Annotated in this window: 12 protein-coding genes and 2 pseudogenes; 7 read left to right on the top strand and 7 right to left on the bottom strand. The window is 61.1% G+C overall.

Features of this window, described 5'->3' with window-relative positions:
* The first annotated feature begins 4 nt into the window (after positions 1 to 4).
* A complete protein-coding gene (locus D3D02_RS09775; RefSeq protein WP_121569802.1) occupies positions 5 to 658 on the top strand; it encodes a TrkA family potassium uptake protein in 654 nt (217 codons plus the stop codon).
* 97 nt (positions 659 to 755) lie between these two features.
* Here D3D02_RS09775 and D3D02_RS09770 read toward each other — a convergent pair whose 3' ends face one another.
* On the bottom strand, positions 756 to 2,123 hold the full coding sequence (locus tag D3D02_RS09770; protein ID WP_121569801.1) for a sodium-dependent transporter: 1,368 nt from the start codon (positions 2,121 to 2,123) through the stop codon (positions 756 to 758).
* A 230-nt stretch (positions 2,124 to 2,353) separates the two neighbouring features.
* On the opposite strand from D3D02_RS09770, the gene D3D02_RS21180 reads away from it, so the two are divergent.
* Positions 2,354 to 3,760, top strand: coding sequence for a DUF6498-containing protein (locus D3D02_RS21180; protein WP_233560632.1), 1,407 nt, complete (start codon positions 2,354 to 2,356; stop codon positions 3,758 to 3,760).
* A gap of 4 nt (positions 3,761 to 3,764) precedes the next feature.
* On the opposite strand, the gene D3D02_RS09760 is transcribed toward D3D02_RS21180, so the two are convergent.
* Positions 3,765 to 4,721, bottom strand: coding sequence for an NADPH:quinone reductase (locus D3D02_RS09760; protein WP_121569800.1), 957 nt, complete (start codon positions 4,719 to 4,721; stop codon positions 3,765 to 3,767).
* 249 nt (positions 4,722 to 4,970) lie between these two features.
* On the opposite strand from D3D02_RS09760, the gene sucC reads away from it, so the two are divergent.
* From sucC to D3D02_RS09740, 4 genes are all read left to right on the top strand, one after another.
* Positions 4,971 to 6,116: an ADP-forming succinate--CoA ligase subunit beta gene (gene sucC / locus D3D02_RS09755; RefSeq protein ID WP_121569799.1), complete on the top strand. Its 1,146-nt coding sequence runs from the start codon at positions 4,971 to 4,973 to the stop codon at positions 6,114 to 6,116.
* Positions 6,113 to 6,982, top strand: coding sequence for a succinate--CoA ligase subunit alpha (sucD, locus tag D3D02_RS09750; RefSeq protein ID WP_121569798.1), 870 nt, complete (start codon positions 6,113 to 6,115; stop codon positions 6,980 to 6,982). Before sucC ends, sucD begins: the two co-directional genes overlap by 4 nt.
* A 104-nt stretch (positions 6,983 to 7,086) precedes the next feature.
* Positions 7,087 to 7,524, top strand: coding sequence for a CBS domain-containing protein (locus tag D3D02_RS09745; protein ID WP_115821727.1), 438 nt, complete (start codon positions 7,087 to 7,089; stop codon positions 7,522 to 7,524).
* 120 nt (positions 7,525 to 7,644) lie between these two features.
* Positions 7,645 to 8,730 carry an iron transporter gene (locus D3D02_RS09740; RefSeq protein WP_121569797.1) on the top strand — a complete coding sequence of 362 codons (1,086 nt, stop codon included), beginning with the start codon at positions 7,645 to 7,647 and terminating at the stop codon, positions 8,728 to 8,730.
* Between the two features lie 97 nt (positions 8,731 to 8,827).
* Here D3D02_RS09740 and D3D02_RS09735 read toward each other — a convergent pair whose 3' ends face one another.
* The 4 genes from D3D02_RS09735 to D3D02_RS20290 form a co-directional block, all read right to left on the bottom strand.
* Positions 8,828 to 9,535 (bottom strand): ZIP family metal transporter, encoded by a 708-nt coding sequence (locus tag D3D02_RS09735; RefSeq protein WP_121569998.1) that lies wholly within the window; start codon positions 9,533 to 9,535, stop codon positions 8,828 to 8,830.
* A 405-nt stretch (positions 9,536 to 9,940) separates the two neighbouring features.
* Complete coding sequence (locus D3D02_RS09730) at positions 9,941 to 13,147, bottom strand: oligosaccharyl transferase, archaeosortase A system-associated (RefSeq protein ID WP_121569796.1); 3,207 nt, start codon at positions 13,145 to 13,147, stop codon at positions 9,941 to 9,943.
* 600 nt (positions 13,148 to 13,747) lie between these two features.
* Positions 13,748 to 15,208, bottom strand: coding sequence for a polysaccharide biosynthesis C-terminal domain-containing protein (locus D3D02_RS09725; protein ID WP_121569795.1), 1,461 nt, complete (start codon positions 15,206 to 15,208; stop codon positions 13,748 to 13,750).
* A gap of 31 nt (positions 15,209 to 15,239) precedes the next feature.
* Positions 15,240 to 16,313 carry a hypothetical protein gene (locus tag D3D02_RS20290; RefSeq protein WP_147435601.1) on the bottom strand — a complete coding sequence of 358 codons (1,074 nt, stop codon included), beginning with the start codon at positions 16,311 to 16,313 and terminating at the stop codon, positions 15,240 to 15,242.
* A gap of 134 nt (positions 16,314 to 16,447) precedes the next feature.
* On the opposite strand from D3D02_RS20290, the pseudogene D3D02_RS09720 reads away from it, so the two are divergent.
* Positions 16,448 to 17,218, top strand: a pseudogene (locus D3D02_RS09720) (transposase); the annotation flags it as partial.
* Here the strand turns inward: D3D02_RS09720 and D3D02_RS21175 are convergent.
* Positions 17,181 to 17,602, bottom strand: a pseudogene (locus tag D3D02_RS21175) (IS6 family transposase); the annotation flags it as partial. The pseudogenes D3D02_RS09720 and D3D02_RS21175 sit on opposite strands and share 38 nt — an antisense overlap.
* Between the last annotated feature and the right edge of the window lie 606 nt (positions 17,603 to 18,208).

Below are 18,208 nucleotides of genomic sequence, written 5' to 3'. Positions count from 1 at the left end.
AACTATGACTGATGCTGATCACATCGTGATCGCAGGCAGCGGACGTGTCGGCCACCGCGTGGCTCAGCACTTTACTGACCGAGGGTGGAACGTTACGGTCATCGATCCGGACCCGGGGCGGGCCATCGGGGACGACGACATCGACGTCATCAGAGGTGACGCGACGAAGCCGTCGGTGCTCGACGAGGCCATCACCGACCGGACGGACACCGTCGGCGCACTGACGGACAAACAAGACACGAACCTCGTCGTCTGTATGGCGGCGAAACGCCACGCGACGGGGCTCCGAACCGTCGCCCGAATCGAAGAGGGCGCGGGCGACGAGTACGAGGAGTACGTCGATCAGGTCTACTTCCCCGAGCGCGCCAGCGTCCGCGCGGCGGTCAACGCCCTGTCGGGGAGCGACGTCCGCACGCTGGAGGAGGTCACCGGTGAACTGGAAGTCCTCGACGTACGGATCGACTACGACGCGCCGGCGGCGGGCGAGGTCGTGTCCACTGCGCTCCCCGAAGGCTCCGTGGTCATCGCCGAGGCGGACGGCCACGTCGCCGTCCAGCACTCGACAGAACTGATCGGTGGCCGACGGTACCTCATCGCGGCCGACCGCGACGTCGTCGGAGAAGTCCTCACGCAGTGTCGCGGTGAGGACGCAGTGTAGTCAGGAACTGCTTCTCCGCCGTCGAGAGTGCGGGAACGCCGACGGGTTCGGAGCGGTTTGCGGGATCACTCCTTTCGTGATTCGAGGTACGACCGGCCTACAGCGGCGGCACGATCGCGCCGTCGATGAAGAGCGTCTGGACGCCGAGCGCGAGCGTGAGGAGCACGCCGAGGATGACGACCGTCCGCGCGAGCCAGAGCCACGTCATCCCAACGCCCGACCCGAGCGACGAGCCGGAGAGGAGTTCGTCGACAGCGGGACGGCCGTAGATCCAGCCCGCAAAGAGCAGGATGCCGAGCACCGACAGCGGGAGCAGCAGTTGGTACGCCAGCGTGTCGAACCAGCCGAGCCAGGCGGTGTCCCAGGCCGAGGGGATGCCGAGCAGGAAGATGAGCCCCCCGAGGACCGCCGCGATCTGCGGGCGGCGCGCGCCGTAGTTGTCGACGGCGTAGGAGACGACGACCTCCAGCAGGCTGATCGCCGAGGAGAGCGCCGCGATGAGGACGACCGCGAAGAAGACGACGCCGACGAGTCGGCCGGCCGGAAGCTCGGCGAACGCCGTCGCGAGGCTGACGAACAGCGCGCCCGCGCCGCCGCTGCCGGGCTCGATGCCCTGGACGAACAGCAGCGGGATGACGACGAGACCCGCGAGGATCCCGACCGCGCTGTTGAGCACGACGACGGTGATGCTGTCGCCGAAGAGGCTCTGATCGTCACCGATGTACGACGCATAGGTGATCATCGCGCCCATCCCGAGCGACAGCGAGAAGAACGCCTGACTCACCGCGAACGGAATGATATCCGTGAGCGGCCCACTGAACGACGGCAGCGGGTCGAAGGAGACGCTCAGGCTGAGCTGTGAGAGGTCGGGCGACAGGAAGTAGGTGTAGCCCGGTCCCGCGCCGGGGAGGGTGAACACCCAGACGCCGAGGACAGCGAGGATGACGACGATGCTGGGGACCATCAGCTTCGTGGCCTTCTCGATCCCGTCTTCGACGCCGCCCGCGACGATCGCGACGACGAGGATCATAAACAGCGCGTGGAGCGCGAGCGCGTCGACGCCCGCCGAGATCTGACCGAAGTAGGCGGCGGGGTCCGCGAAGTACGCGCCGGTGACGCTGCCGCCGATGTAGCGGAGGACCCACCCGCCGACGACGCTGTAGTACGACAGGATCCAGAAGCCGGTGCCGACGCCGAGGACGCCGACCCACTTCCAGTTCCGATGGCCCAGTTCCTCGAACGCGCCGATCGCGTTCAGACTGCTTCTCCGACCGACGACGAACTCCGCGAGCATCGCCGGGAGACCGATACCCAGTGCGGCGACGAGGTAGACGACGAGGAACGTCGCCCCGCCGTACTCGGAGGTCTTGAAGGGGAACTGCCAGATGTTCCCGAGGCCGACCGCCGAGCCGACGGCGGCGAGGATGAACCCTGCGCGCGTCGCCCACGTTTCTCGTTCACTCATTGCTGGCCGGGGCTAGTCGCCGACCGGGTGATAAGATACGCGATTATCGGGCGAGAACGACCCGAAAATTGTACACAATCGTCTCAGAGAGAACGTTTCCGTACATACGTACGCACCCGTCCACCGCTCGCCTGCGACCGACGGCTGGATCCGGGACGGCGTCGCTTTTGTCACTCGATCCGCTTCGGATCAGTATTTAATTACCGTCCGAAACTGAACCCCCCACGCGAATGCGCGGACTCCCCGGCCGCTCTGATTCGACGGCGACCCTCCTCGTCGGTGCCGCCGCCCTCCTCGGCGCGAACCTCCTCCCGCTCGTCGGCGTCGTTGCCTGGGGCTGGGACCTCACAGCGCTGCTCGTCGCCTACTGGGTGGAGGCCTTCAGTACGGTCGTCCTGGCCGCGGTGAAGGCGCTGTTCGCCGAACGCGGCTCGCCCGGGATCCCCGGACAGATCGAACCGCTTCACGAACTTCGGGAGAAACGCGGCGGCTGGCAGTTTCGGCCGACGTGGCCGCCGCTCTATCCCCGAAATCTCCCCTTCGCACTCTCGATACTCGGATTCTGGCTCGTCACCGTGGTCCCACTGAGCGTCCTCTATTGGTTCTCGGCGGACCTGACGCTCGTACTCACACTCGATCTGGCGCTCGGAACCGGTGCGCTGGTGATCGCACAGGGATCCGATTTCGTCTTCGAGTACATCGGGAACGGCGAGTACGCCGACGTGTCGGCACAGGAGATCGTGCGGACGCCAGCGCAACTGTCGCTCGTCGTCGTCTCGGTCGGCCTGCTGGCGGCCGCCGAGAGCCGCGCGAGCGGCCTCCTGATCCTCGCGCTCGTCGTCGCGGCGAAGACGACGGTGTCGATGTATCAGTTCTACGTCGAACACGTCGGCACGCCGATCCTCCGACTACGCGAGCGGTTCTTCGACGACGAGACGGATAGCGAACCACCCCCGGAGTTCGACCTGCCGAACGCGGACGTCAGCGGGCGAGTCACGGCCGACGCCAGAGCAGTGCTGCTCGGGAGCGTCGGGGCCATCGGCTTCGGCTTCGTGAACCGAGTCGGGTTCCTCACGCTCGTCTTTCTCGTGCTCGCGATCGTCGCCGGTGACTTCCTGTGGCTCGCGGTCGCGCTCCTGGCTGTGCTCGTCCTCGCTTCCGCTCGGGTTCTCAGCTACTTCCTCCGGTACGGGACGGTCGAGTACCAGCGCCGCGGCGACGACCTCGTCGCCTACGACACTGCGCTGGAGGCGCCACAGTGGATCGCGTCGGTCGATTCGGGAGCGGACTTCGCGGTCCGAAACGCGATCGCCGACCGGCTGCTCGGCACGGGAACGCTCACGATCGCGGACGTCGAGTCGGTCGATCGGGACGTGCGACTCGGTCCCGTGAGAGACATCGACCGAGCGGTAGCGCGGCTAGATCTTCCAGTACAACAGACTGAGCGTCCGGAACGGGATCCGGCTGTCATCGCCGCCGCGAGCGTGCTGCTGCTCTTTTTCTTAGCGATTCCGGCCGGGCTGTTCCTCACGCCGGACGTCAGTGACGCGCTGGCGTGGGGCCTTTCGCTCGTGTTCGCGCCGTTCTTTCTGCTCCCCGTCGGGGCACTCGCCTGGGCGGCCCTCTCGCGCGTGTGACCGACTACGGCACCAGCACGAGCTTTCCGACGAAACTGTCCTCCAAGACCGCACGCTGGGCCTCGCCCGCCTCCTCGAAGTCGTACGTCTCGTGAACGACCGCTTCGAGTTCGCCGCTCGCAGCCAGATCTGCGACCCGCGCGAGCACCGCGCCGATGTCGTCGGCGTTGAACAGCGACATAAACTGATACTGGATCTCCTTGCCTTTCGTGACGCCGATGTTGTCGAAGCCGCCCTCGGCGGTGTCGTTGCCGATGCCGACGACCCGCGCGCCGGGGTTCGCCACGTCAGCGTTGAACTGGAGGTACTGATCCATATGCAGGTCGACGACCACGTCCGCGCCGCCGGCGCCGACGACGGCGTCTTCGAGGTCGTCGCGGCTGTAGTCGAAGACCCGCTCCGCGCCGAGATCCGAGAGCGTCTCGAAGTGCTCGGGCGACGCCGTCGCGTGGACGTGCGTGCCCATCGTCTCTGCGAGCTGGATTGCGACGTGGCCGACGCCACCGCTGCCGCCGTGGACGAGAACGTTCTCGGTGGGCTCGGCCTGCGCGTGGTGGACGAGCGCCTGCCAGGCGGTCGCGCTGACGGTCCCGAGCGCGGCGGCCGCCTCGAAGTCGATCTCCTCGGGCAGGTGTGCGAGGTAGTCTGCGGGCGCGGCGGCGGCTTCGGCGTACGAGCCCGGCATTCCGTTGCCGAGGCCGGTGCCGAAGACGCGGTCGCCGACGGCGAACTGGTCGACGCCCGGGCCGACTTCCGCGACGGTGCCCGCGAGGTCGCCGCCACCGATGAACGGGAGGTGTGGGACCGGGTACGCTCCCTCGCGGAAGTACGTGTCGACCGGGTTCACGCCGGCCGCTTCGACGTCGACGACGACCTGCCCGTGTTCGGGTTCGGGTTCGTCGACTTCGTCGACCGTCAGTACCTCGGGACCACCGTGTTCGTGGAATCTGACTGCGCGCATCGGCCGTCGATTTGACACGGAGGTTCATAAAGGAAGCCGAAGCAGACGTACGCGTGTCTTCAGAGATGAACGCGTGCCCTCCGAGACGAATGCGTTCCCTCCGAGATGCGCTCCCGATTGCGAGTCGCGATAGCGGCTTGTGTAGAGCTACCCGAATTCGAGTAAACTCGCGTCGTAGCCGCGAAAACTGCCGCATCGAGGAATCGATATCGGCGGGATTTATGCGGGCGCACGCCCCTCCCTCGGACGATGCGCTTACACGAGTATCAGGCGAAGAATGTCTTCGCCGACGCCGGCATTCCGGTGCCCGAATCTCACCTCGCAACCTCCGTCGACGAGGTCGTCGAGGCGGTCGCGGACATCGGCTTCCCGGCGGCGATCAAAGCACAGGTACACGTCGGCGGCCGCGGGAAGGCCGGCGGCATCAAGATCGCGACCTCCGAGGAGGAGGCCGAACAGTACGCCGAAGAGATCCTCGGGATGGACCTCAAGGGATACACCGTCGAGAAGGTCCTCGTCGAGGCCGGCGTCGACTTCGAGAACGAACTCTACGTCGGAATCACGATGGACCGCGGCGCGGGCGAGCCCGTCGCGATGGTCTCGACCGAGGGTGGCGTCGACATCGAGTCGGTCGCCGAAGAGACGCCCGAAGCGATCGCACGCGAGCACATCGACCCCGCGTTCGGGCTGCACCCCTACCAGGCGCGGAAGGCCGTCTACGACGCCGGCATTCCCAAGGACGTCGCCGGCGACGTCGCCTCCATCCTCTCGACGCTCTATGACCTCTACGAGTCGAAAGACGCCTCCGAGATCGAGATCAACCCCGTGATGATCACCGCGGATCGAGAGGTCGTCGCGGCCGACGCCGTGATGAACATCGACGAGGACGCGCTCTTCCGACAGCCGGACCTCGCGGAGATGGAAGACGAGGCCGCCGAAGACGAACTCGAACAGAAGGCCAACGAGTACGGCTTCGACTACGTTCGTCTCTCCGGCAACGTCGGCATCATCGGCAACGGCGCCGGTCTCGTGATGACGACGCTCGACCTCGTCGACTACTACGGCGGCGAGCCCGCGAACTTCCTCGACATCGGCGGCGGCGCGAAGGCAGAGCGCGTCGCGAACGCGCTGGATATGGTGTTCTCCGACGAGAACGTCGACGCCGTCGTGTTCAACATCTTCGGCGGCATCACCCGCGGTGACGAGGTCGCGAAAGGTATCAACGAGGCCCTCGGGCAGTTCGACGAGATCCCGAAGGAGGTCGTCGTCCGCCTCGCCGGCACGAACGCCGAGGAGGGGATGGAGATCCTCAACACCGACCTCGTCGACGTCGAGGCGACGCTCGAAGACGCGGTTCAACAGGCCGTCGAAAACGCACAGGAGGCAAGCCAATGAGCATCTTCGTCGACGACGACACGCGCGTTGTGGTACAGGGAATCACCGGTGGGGAAGGCAAGTTCCACACCGAGCAGATGATGGAGTACGGCACGAACGTCGTCGCGGGCGCGGTCCCCGGCAAGGGCGGTCAGGAAGTCGCCGGCGTCCCCGTCTACGACACGGTCGATCAGGCCGTCGAAGCCGAAGACGCCGACGCGTCTGTCGTGTTCGTCCCGCCGGCGTTCGCCGGCGACGCCGTCTTCGAGGCGCTCGACACGGATCTCGACCTCGTCGTCGCCATCACCGAGGGCATCCCGACCCAGGATATGGCGAAAGTGAACAAGCGCCTTTCTGAGACGGACACCCGCCTCATCGGCCCGAACTGTCCCGGCATCATCACGCCCGGCGAGGCCAAACTCGGCATCCTCCCCGGCAACATCTTCGAGTCCGGGAACGTCGGTCTCGTCTCCCGCTCGGGGACGCTGACCTACCAGGTCGTCTCGAACCTCACGGATCGCGGGATCGGCCAGACCACCGCGATCGGCATCGGCGGCGACCCGATCATCGGCACGTCGTTCGTCGACGCGCTCGAAGCGTTCGAGAACGACCCCGACACGCACGCGGTCGTGATGTGCGGTGAGATCGGCGGCGAAGACGAAGAACAGGCCGCGAAGTTCATCGCGGAGAATATGGACACGCCCGTCGCGGGCTTCATCGCCGGGCGGACGGCCCCGCCGGGCAAGCGGATGGGCCACGCGGGCGCCATCGTCTCCGGCTCGGGCACCGGCACCGCGGAGTCGAAGATCAACGCCCTCAACGACGCGGGCGTCCCCGTCGGCGACACGCCGAACGAAGTCGCCGACCACATCGAAGACTTCCTCTAGACGGCGACCTGCGGCAATCTTCTCGTTCCTCTTTCCCCTTTCTCATCGCATTCGTCGCCTCGTCGCTCGGAAATTCTTTATTCTCCCCACACGACCGTGGAGTGATGCGCGTCAGCGACATCCTCTCGCCGTCGGTCGTCACCGTCGACCTCGAGTCGTCGCTCGCAGAGGCGGTCGGAAAGATGCTCGACGAAGACGTCGGGAGCGCGGTCGTCACCGACGACGGCGTCCCGGGCGCGATGATCACAGAGCACGACGTGCTCGACGCGACGTACCAGACGGACGAGCCGCTCTCTTCGATTCCAGTCAGAGCTGCGGCGAGCGCCCCGCTGGTCACCATCGGGCCGTCCGCGTCGGCCCGTCGCGCGGCCGAGGAGATGGACGATCACGGTGTCCACCGCCTGGTCGTGGTCGACGGCCTCGACGTCGTCGGCGTCGTCTCGACGACGGATCTGATCCGAAACTACACTGGGATTCGGGTGGACGAACGGAAGCGGGCCGACGCGGAGTACGAGTGGTTGACGCGCGAGGAGATGCGGTGAGTATCGGGAGTCGCGGCTGGGTCTTGCTGGCACCACTGCGTCCCAACAGGGGAGCCGGCGCTATCCATCGCCTTCGGAACCGTCATCAGCGTCGAGCGACGACCTCCCGATACGGAGACGATGTCGCCACCACGCACGACCCGCCGCGCGCTCCTCGGCAGCGTCGCGACGGGCGCTCTTCTCGGCACTGCCGGCTGTCTGCAGACGCTCGGCTTCCAGCGCCAATCCGCCTGGCGCGACCCCCCGCTCGCTGAGGACCGCCCCGACGCGGTGTACGTTCCGGCGGTCATCGAAGGGATGGAAACCTACGGCGAGACGACCGCCGGCCGCTACGGCGTCGCCCTCACCTACTCGTACCCCCATCGCTTCTGGACCCTCTCTGGAACTGAGACGTCGAAGACGGTCGTCGAAGCCGACGACGACGTCCACCTGATGGTCTCGCTGTGGGACACCGAGACCGGCCGCGTCCTCCCGCTCGATTCGGGCGTGACGATCGAGATTTTGGATACAGACGGCACACTCGTCACCGAGGAGGTCGCCTATCCGATGCTCTCACAGACGATGGGCTTTCACTACGGCGCGAACTACGCGCTCGACGGCGAGGGCGAGTACGAGGCGCGCGTCCACGTCGGGGGCGTCTCGCTCCGTCGAACCGGCGGCTTCGCGGGCGCGTTCGAGTCCGCCGCGACGGTGACGATCCCGTTCACCTTCGAGACGGACGAACTGCACAGCGTCTCGATTATGCGCCCCAAGAACGCCGGCGTTCGCGACGCAGCGATGCTGATGGAGATGGACGGCGTTCCGGCCGGTCGAGCCCCGACGGCCGACTCGCTGCCCGGACAGCACCTCGGCGCGCCGAACTTCGGCGACGCCGTGTTCCAGACGTTCCTCGTCGAGGGCGACAGCGAGCGTTTCGGCGCGGAGCCGTACCTGTACGTCTCCACACGGACGCCGTACAACCGCTTCGTGCTCCCGATGATGGGCCTCGAAGCGACGCTGACGCGCGGTGGCGAGACGGTGTTCGAGAGTCGACTGACGCGCACGCTCGACCCCGACCTCGGGTATCACTACGGCGCGTCAGTTTCTAATGTCGAATCCGGAGACGGACTGACGATCACGACGACGATCCCACCGCAGGTCGCCCGCCACGACGGCTACGAGACGGCGTTCCGAGAGATGGGCGACGTGTCGATGACCGTCGAGTAGCGGCAGTTAGCCTTTCTGCAGTTTTGTAGTGTTGAAATACGCGAGAACGCGGGATGCGTAGTAAGGTAAGGGATAGAGGAGTGGCGAGACCGATCGCTCAGACGACCAGCGCCCACGCGGCCACGACGACCACAGCTCCGAGAACGGCGCTCAGCGCCGCGTGATTCCGGAGGCGGTCCTGGAGTTGGTGAATGTCGCCGTCGTAGTCCGCGTCGACGGGACACGTCTCACTGCCCGTCGAACACTCCGGCAGCAGGTCGACGGCGACGTGGAGGAAGACGCCGGCCGCGACGCCGAAGAACAATCCACGGAACCCGCTCGTCGGCGAGAAGCCCAGGATGCCGACCGGGAGTGCGACGAGGCCGACGGCTGCCGCCGGGAGCAACAGTGTCGCGACCGACCGGCCGCGTTCGGCCAGTCGCCGCGCGGCCGCGTAGCCGGCGGGCGCTTTGTGCGAGACGAGCGCGAGACCGAGCACCGAGGTGAGCGACGGCATCGCCGTGTAAATTGCGCCGATGATGGCGCCGGCCGAGAGCGCGTGGACGGTCAGCTCCGACGCCGTGCGATCGATCGGGAGGTCGAGATGTGCGAAGCGGTGGCCGATGGTGTGTCCGACGTAGCCGCCGAGGAAGCCGAGTGCGATCCCGAGACTGCCGAGTTGGCCGTGCTGGTTCAGTGCCTGCGGAATCAGGAACAGCGCGGCGCTCGCCACCATCGCACCGCTCGCGAGGCCGTATCCCCAGACCGGCTCCAGCAGGTGTTCGGATTTCACCGCGCGGGCACCGAGCGGCGCGCCGATCGCCATCGCGGCGAACGCCGTCCAGGAAATCGCGATGAGCTTCCAGGAGACGTCGGCGAGCGCTGCCGCTCCCGAGAGAACGAGCAACGCGGCCAGTCCGATGCCGCCGACGACCCAGCCCGAGTTCTGTGCGGCGCTGTGCGACCCGTGGTCTGTGGCGTGCAGTTGGTCTCCAGTCACTATTGTGTATTAGTAACTACACTGTTCGAGTTATTAATACTTGTGGTGGTTCTATTACTGGTGAAATTAGGCCAATGAGACGGAAGATAACGAAATATCACTATGACAGAACTACGTGCTTCTGCGGAACTGTGCGAATTTAGTGAATACCTAACCGTACTTCCTGCGACGGCCGTGACTGGTGTCCGTCGAACAGAGCAAAAAAGTGATTTACTGCTGATCTGCGGCGACTCAGTACGCGCGCGCTGCGTCGCTTTCGGCTGTCGAGGCGCTCAGCGAGGACTGCGTTGCGGTCGAGTCACCGGACGTGCTGTCAGTGCCCGATTCGCTCGTACCGCTGGTGTCGCCCGAAGACGAGCCGGAGTCCGACGAGCCGCCGATGTTGAGCTCTTGGGCGTTCTCTTCGAGTTCGACACTCAGTGTGCCGTCCTCGTCACCGTTGACCTGACCTTCCGAGACCGAGAGGTTCGCCTGGTAGCTGGTGATCGTTCCGTTGTCGAACGTCGCGGGCGTCGAGAGCGTGTACGGGCCCGTCGCGCGCACGCTGACGTTCGTGTAGCCGTTCTCGGGACCGTACTCGTCGTAGCCGGTCGTCGAGTACGGCAGCGTCATCGTGAACTCGCCGTCCGCGTTCGTCTCCACCTGCTGCGTGTAGGTGAACGTCGAGTTCGTCGTCGGGATGCGGAGTTCGGTGCTCGCGGTCACCGTCGTGTCCGCGGGCGCACCGCTTCCCTGGACCGTCGCGCCGGGGACGCGCTCGAAGGTCTTCAGCCACGCTGGGCTGCTCGGCACCGTCACCTGCGGGTTGACGCCGGCGACCTGTGCGTCGCGGCCGGTGGTCCGGAGGATCGACTGTCCGGCCGACGTATCGCTGACGTGTGCGAGCCGGTAGTGATCGAGCGCTTCGACGCGCTCGCTCGGGAAGGATCCGATGCCACCGATCTGGGAGGTCGGATCGTTCTCAACGTACTCGCGCGCGGCGCTCATATTGTCGAACGTCTTGATGAACGTGCTGTTGCCCTGCGGATTGGCGGGCACGGTGACCGCGTCGCCGGCGTTCGTCTGGACCTGTCGCGGCTCCCAGTCGACGACGACTGGCGAGGGCTGCCGCGCGCTCCCGTGGTAGTAGTACAGCCGCGTCATCGTGCTGTTGTAGAAGCGCTGCGTGCGGAGCTGGAAGGTCCCGACGAACTGCCCGTCGTTCGAGTCGTCGAAGCGGTATCGCGTCTGCAGGAAGTCCTGCCGAGAGACGTTCTCCTCTGCGTTGTAGAAGACCGTCGGCGCGCCGAACTTCGATCCGGGCGTCGCCATCTGCCAGTCCACCATCACGTAGCGGGTGTTCTCGCCTTCGGTGCTCTGGGAGGCGAGGACGTCCTGAGACTGGGTCTCGTTGGGTGCGAGCAGGAAGTTCGCCGCCGTGGTCGCGCCCTCCTGGAACGGGTTGGCGTTCGGAATACGCTCGCCTTGGACAGTGATCCAGTGGCCGTAGTCCCACCACGACATCACGCCGTAGGCGCCGTCGGGATACTCGAAGTCGTCCGTCCGCTGGTAAGTGCCGTAGTACTCCATCTGATCGGCGTTGCCTGCACCGCCGAGATTACCCTCCGCGGGCGTGTTGTTCTGCATCCATTCGAGGGAGCCGTCCCAGACGGTGACCGCTCCCGGGCCGTTGTTCTGTGCGGACTGCCAGGCCGGCGAGGTCTGCGTGTTGCCGACGGCGATCGGGACCGTGAGTGCCGGTCCGAGGATGAGCAGAACCGTCGCGACAATCGCGAGCACCTGATAGCCGTCGATGTCGTCGACTGCTTCGCGCGCCGACGTGCGGAGGTTGAGCCACCCGAGAACCTCACCGAAGAGGTAGGCGTTGAAGACGGCGACGGTGATAGCGAGATAGTAATTGAATCGCACCTGGGTGAACGCCATCGAGGTGATGAACGCCGCCCAGACGATCAGGAACAGGTTGTCGGCGTCGTAGTCGGCGAGGAAGGTCGCGCCGACGATGAGCGCCGAGACGATGAGGAGGCCAGCGACCTGTTGATTGATGCCCGTGACGCTCTCGATTCCACCGAGGAGCGGCGGAATGAGGAAGACGAGCGCGATGATCGCGAGCGATCCAGCGATGTAGCCGTACGCTCGCGTGGTTCCTTCCTTGAGGAGTGGCTTCGTGTGCAGCCAGACGGCTGCGACCAGTCCGGTGAAGAAGGTGAGACCGTATTCGAGAGAGATCCGGCCAGCGGCACCAACGCCATATCGTTGGAGAGTGCTTTGTGCGATGAACGGTTGCGCTTCGCCGATGGTTCGGGCGGCCGCCCCGGCAGAGAACCCGACGATACGCAGGAGGTTCGTCGCGATGAGGTCGAGAAGACCGAATGGGAGAACCGCGAGAATACCGAGACTGACGAGCAAGATGCCGCCGACTCCAGCGGGATAGAGTGATGCGTCGAGATCGGACCCTTCCCAGATCCGCGCAAGCCACGAGAGTGCGATTGCAGCGGCGGCGACGCCCAGTGCGGACGCAGGCTGGAGTAAGGAAGGAATCGTCGTATTGAACCCAACGTCTTCCACGACGATGAGCGACATTACCGTCACAACAAGCATACTCGCCACGAGGACGAACGCCGTTGGCTCTGGCGTACGATCGTTGACGACGTCGCTCGGGATTTTGACGAGGGCAAAGACGCCGATAATACCCACGAGGATCACACCTGGCGGCCAGGTCCAGATATAGAGTCCGGTAAGGAATCCAGCAAGGAGGCTCCACTTTAGTGGTTCACTGAGTGTATTGAGGCTGCGGCTTTCGAGAAGCTCTTCCCTGACGACTTCCCAGACGGGCATCGTCGATTCGGCCTTCTGGAGGGCGATGACGAATCCGAGGACGGCCAGCGCCATCGCAAGTGGTTCGACCGCGTTGTGGTCGGCTACCCCAGCGAGCGTACGTCCGAGGAACGTGCCCGGTAGGAGCATCAGAACGACCGCGCCGAAGAGACCGGCGAGTCGCCCGGAAAGCCGCTTACCGAGGAAGTATACCGGGATAGCTGCGAGTGCACCTGCGACAGCTGGGGCGACTAGAAGCGTCTTGCCGATGAGCGCTTCGCTCGGTGACCCGAGTCCTAAGACTAGTGCAACGGTCGCGACGATCTGGTCGTAGAGCGTCCCGAACTGGCCGACGAACGTCCCGTAGGGGAAGTACGTCCACGGATCGAACGGGATCGTAGAGGGCCAGTTTTTCACCGTGTACATCACTTCTCGGAAGTGATACCACGCGTCGTTTCCGGAGAAGTAGACCTCGCCGTTGCGGATGAAGTTGGAGTAGGATTGCATCCGCAAGGCGAACATTACGACTACCACGAGGAGGAGAGTAGGGACCTGATACCAGTCTTCGACGATGTCGAGGACGGACTGACCTCCTCCGTCGTCAGTTTCGCTACGCGAACCCATTATGGACGGAATGTTTCGGAAAGCGCGAATAAGCCTTTTGTTAGCCGGACGAGGGTAAGAGTTGGACGTTCCTACCTCGTCGACTCAGGAGTGATTAGGTAAGATTGTATCTCTCGGTAGTAGCCATTTTGACAGTCCTAGTTCAAAGAATATTTGATATTTATCTGTCCTATTTCTGCTCTCCGGATAGCCGATCTCGATACGCCAGCCGTTTACCGGAACCGCTTCGATTATCGGGCCCTGCTGGGTGAGTAGGTTGGTCGTCTTGGCTAGAGACTGTACGAGAGGACGGCTTGGAATATTGACGGAATGTATGTGCAGCACGAGTCTACGGTGATCATCGGCAACTTGCAGGTCTTTTGATGACCTTGACAGTCCCGTTGGACAGCCAGTGGCACAGACGTTATTCATCGGATTCCCTTCCCTAGGTCTGCTTGAGTAACGACTGCGCCAGCGTCATTCTTGCGCTGGCAATTGACGGTGCTGATGAGGTTAGTGTCCAAGGTGGTGTTGACGGGCAGCAAGCTGAATTCGTTGCTTACCCTGTTATCGTCAATAACTGGCCGAACTGCATAGCTGCCTATGTCCACGGATTGTCGCTTAACCCAGTAGGGGAACCTCAAACGGAAGGTTCCGGTCGACAGTGGCCCGAAACTGCGGCGAGATTGTGAGCAAGGTCAAAAAGTACACTGTGGCTCCGCTGCCGACGAGTCCGAGGACGATAACAACGTTGTGGCTGACGACGTCTGTCGTCTCAATCACGTCGAGTGCGGCCCAGACGACGCCGCCCATAACGAGCGCGGCGAGAACTTGACGGAGAGGCTCGCGAACCGGGGTTTGGAACTCGATCAGGTTGTCTAGGGCGTAATACGACAACACGAGTCCGACAAGCGCTGAGAGCGCGGTTGCGACTGCCGCGCCCTCGACGCCGAACTGCCAAATTAGGACGACGTTGAGGACGGCATTCAGGCCAATGAAGATGAGGTTGATGCGGAACGCGAGGTCCGGCCGATCGATTGCGTTTAGGGTGTTGAGCAATCGACTTTGGTAGGAGTAGATGAGCGTTGCGAGGATGAGTAGGGCGAGGACAGTTGCTCCTTGCGCGAACTCGGGGCCGTACAGCCGCATAAGCCGCTCGGCGAGAACCAACCCGCCAATGAGACCGGGAATCGCTATTAGACCGTTGAAGGCAAGCGAATCTTCAACCATACCCGCGACATCGTTAGTTGACCCCTGTGCCGACGTATGACTGATTTCCGGAAACATTGTCTTGCCGATAGCGTTCCCGAACAGCTCGAGAAACTTTGCAATCGACCACGCGACAGAGTAGACACCGACCAGCGAAGAGGAAACGAACACACCCAGCAGGAGGATATCGACCTGGTTGAAGGCGCGGGATTTCAATCCGCTCAACCAAGAGAACTTGGCGTAATCGAACAATCTCTTGAAATGTTGTTTTGCGGGTCTTGCAGGTCGGATATGGACCCAATAGAGACCTAACAGTCCGACGAGAACCCCGCCGAGCATCCATCCCACGAGCATCCCCAGCAGTCCGTACCCAACGAACACCAGAACAATCTGGAAGAGACTCCTCCCTCCGACGTTGACAGGATCCAGCAGCCCGCGAATGTGAACCATACGCTGAGCAACAATCAAACGGAAGACAGACCGGTGTAATAGCTGAATATACAGAATACCGAGGACGAACCAGACAACGGATATTTTGACGTATCGTTCGAATTCACCGAGGTAATTCTCCAGAAGGGGGTGGAGCACTAACACGCCAATTGAGATGAGTATTGCTGTGAAGATCACCCAGAGAACGGCAGCCGAAAGGTACTCACCCTGATCCTCCCCCTCGCTGATACGTTTTTTCATTGCCTGCCCGACACCGACGTTCCCGACGAGCGTTAACCACCCGACAACGGTCGTCACCAGTGCGAACAGGCCAATTACCTCCGGACCGAGTTTGCGAGCGAAGTAGAGTGTGGCGAGAAATCCTAAAGCCGATGCAAGCAACCGAGATAAAAAAACCACTAGTGAAGTTTGTCCAATTTTCATTAATTAAAACAGTATCGTTATATCTCCTATATCAACTCGACGTGATATCGTAAATAGTTTTTGAATAATCTCCTTTTTCCGTACGAACCTCGAAAGAATCAACAGACTTGAAGAAATCGCGGATAATAGACCTATGTTTATCAAGTATGCTGGATGTTATATCTTCATCAAGATAAATAGCTTTTCGAACTAAATGGTGTAATTTACTTACTGCTCCATCTCCATCAAAGTAGCTTGCAATTGCAGCCCGTTCCTTACTTTTTTCTGAGTCGATTTCTTGGTAGTCTACACTTTTTGAAGGCGGTTCTAAATAGATATTATATGCAGGAGTGGCGGACTTAACTAGTTTGGCGACCCGGTCCGGAGCGATCTTCATCCGGGTACTTGGATAGATGGGCAAAACTGCTCCGGGAAATTTACCAAGTAACTTATTAAGTTCATACCTCACCCGCTCCTTTTTATTTAATACATTACTCGGTAGCAAAGTGCCGGGAGATACCCCCACCGGTCTTGGGAATGAATAAACGGTTTGATCTTGGACAATGACAGAATCATCACCAAGTAAACTAAAATCATATTCATCAGTCATCAAAAGTGCTGTTGAAGATTTGCCCATATTGCTGAATCCGTGGATCAAAACACCCTCATTTCTGCCATTGACTACCCCAGCAGCATGAATTAGTGTAGCATTTTCAACCCACAACTTGTACCTAATGATAGACATCACTAGTTCAGTCACATCTCCTTTTTGTAAAAATGATTTATTTACTACCAAGTCAGTACTGCCAGATAGATTTGATATCTTGGCCCTTGCCTCTGGCCATCCAAACCCCTTCTCGCTCCAGTCGACACAAATCGACTGATTGCAGTCGCTCCAGAAATATATGTCCCCTACTCTACTATAATCCTCCTCTATCGTGTCTATCTCCCTTACATAAATATGAATATCATTCCGTTTGTCCTGTGCTTGATTCCAACGAAGGAATTGACTTGGTATCTCTAACACAAAGTCAGACTCAATTTGGATTATGTTGTGAATATTATATCGGTATTTTTTCGTGGTGTCATCCTCGGCATCTTCATTTAGAGAGCTTCTTGCCGGCATAGATAGAGCTGTTGTAATGCACATACATAGGCACTCGGTTACGGCAGAGAGCAATATTTTGCCGTGTTGAATAGCGGTCTGATCGGCTAATATCACGGAGTAGAAGGACGAAGCCGAGGAAAGCAATTCTGTCTATGGAAGTCGATCTCCTCGAGTTCGTTGAGCAGTGTCGGCATCTAGTCAAACAAGAGTTGGGAAAGCACGCGGGCGAGCCCGCCAGCGGCGGGTTCGCCCGCTGGAAGCACGTCGTGCTACACTGTCTTCGCCTCGAAGACGGCCACAGCTACCGAGAAACGCCGAATCGGCTGAAGTATATGGCTGAGATTCGTGACGTCCTCGGCTTAGATCGAGACGATCTGCCGGACTACAGCACGATCTACAAATCGTTCGATCGGCTGAAAATGTGGGTGTGGCGGGCGCTGCTGCGCGTTCCAGCGCAGCAGCACCCGCAGTCAGGACATACGGCACTCGATAGCACGTTTTTCGACCGTCGCTCGGCCTCGTCGTACTACCGCCAGCGGTCGGGAAGTAACGTTCAAACGCTGAAAGTGACGACGCTAACCGATAGAGAGTCTCTTGCCGTCCTTGACGTACATATTTCTGCCCGGTGGAAACACGATACAAAGACTGGGCCGCAGGTCGTCCGCCGGAACGCGGACGACCTGCTATCTGTCGCCGCCGATAAAGCGTTCCACAACTGGATCACGAAATACGAGTTCTACGCACTTGGCGTCGAACCACTCATCCTCCAGCGTGGGTTGAGGCCGTTAACGCTAGGACACAACGCACTCATCCGGGCAAACGGCTACTCTCAGCGCTGGATGGCCGAAACGTCGTACTCGACAACGAAGCGCTCGCTCGGCGACGCCGTGCGAGCGCTCGGCTGGTATGTTGAGCACCGTCAACCAGAAACACGGCGGATTCGACACCGTGCTTCTGACGAGGTTCATATAGGGACATCTCGGTTAATGCAGTCGTTGTCGTCGCAAACAACCGCAAATGCAGCAGGTCATTTGTGTCGGAATCAGCAGCGGCGTACAGGCCAGAATTGCTGATCGCCGATTCGAATCACGGTTTCGTCAACCGCAACGTGATTCGGGCTTCGACCCTCGCAGGCTGTAGTCGGCTTTCTGCATCCAACCGTGGATTGTTTTGCACGATCGCTTGACATCAACTTCTTCGAGAATCAAGACGGTATTCGACAGAGACAGTCCCGCTAACTGCGGTTGAATACCGAGTTTCGTCCGGGCTCGGGTGTCCGCTGGCACTTCACAAAAATCTAAGTCAATCTAGTTTGTGCATCTGGTAAGGCGGGTGATTTCTGGCATAGAGCTCCAAATGCAACCCCCCAAAGAAGGTCCTACTGCAAACACTACGACGCGTAACAAGTATGGCGAGCGATTCTAAAGAACAGAATTGGTTCTTTCGGGTGGAAGTTTCGAAGTGAGGAACCAGACGATATACTACACTGGTAATCCGAGTCCTACAAAAATCTGGAACTATCGCTAACGTGTGAACCACCCAATGCTATTTACCTCGAATAGTGTCGAACAAACAAGGGTTCAACAGAGCCATTAATCAGGAGTTCGGAACGACAGATTCTGTGCACGAGGCGGGTGACTGACTCCGATTGCTGGCCAACTGTAAAGCGATGTCTCAAACGACATCCCAGTTCGAGTCTGCTGATCGCAGACTCGAACAACAGGCCGAGGAATTGATTCACAAAGACACGGACCTTCTGACTGTGGTCCGTGGGTTTGACTTCAGTGGGCTGTGTTGAATCACTAGACAGCGTCGGGGTGGGTCGCTAAATCAAAGGAGTTGAAGCGGGATGACTTGGTTGTCTATGACGCAAATCTCCCGCTTCACTGGTGAGATTGTACCGATTGCCCAAG

This window comes from Halobellus sp. Atlit-38R, assembly GCF_003665925.1.
Classification (GTDB): domain Archaea; phylum Halobacteriota; class Halobacteria; order Halobacteriales; family Haloferacaceae; genus Haloquadratum; species Haloquadratum inordinatus.
Note: the sequence above shows the minus strand (reverse complement) of the source record. Positions and strands in the feature narration are given on the sequence as shown.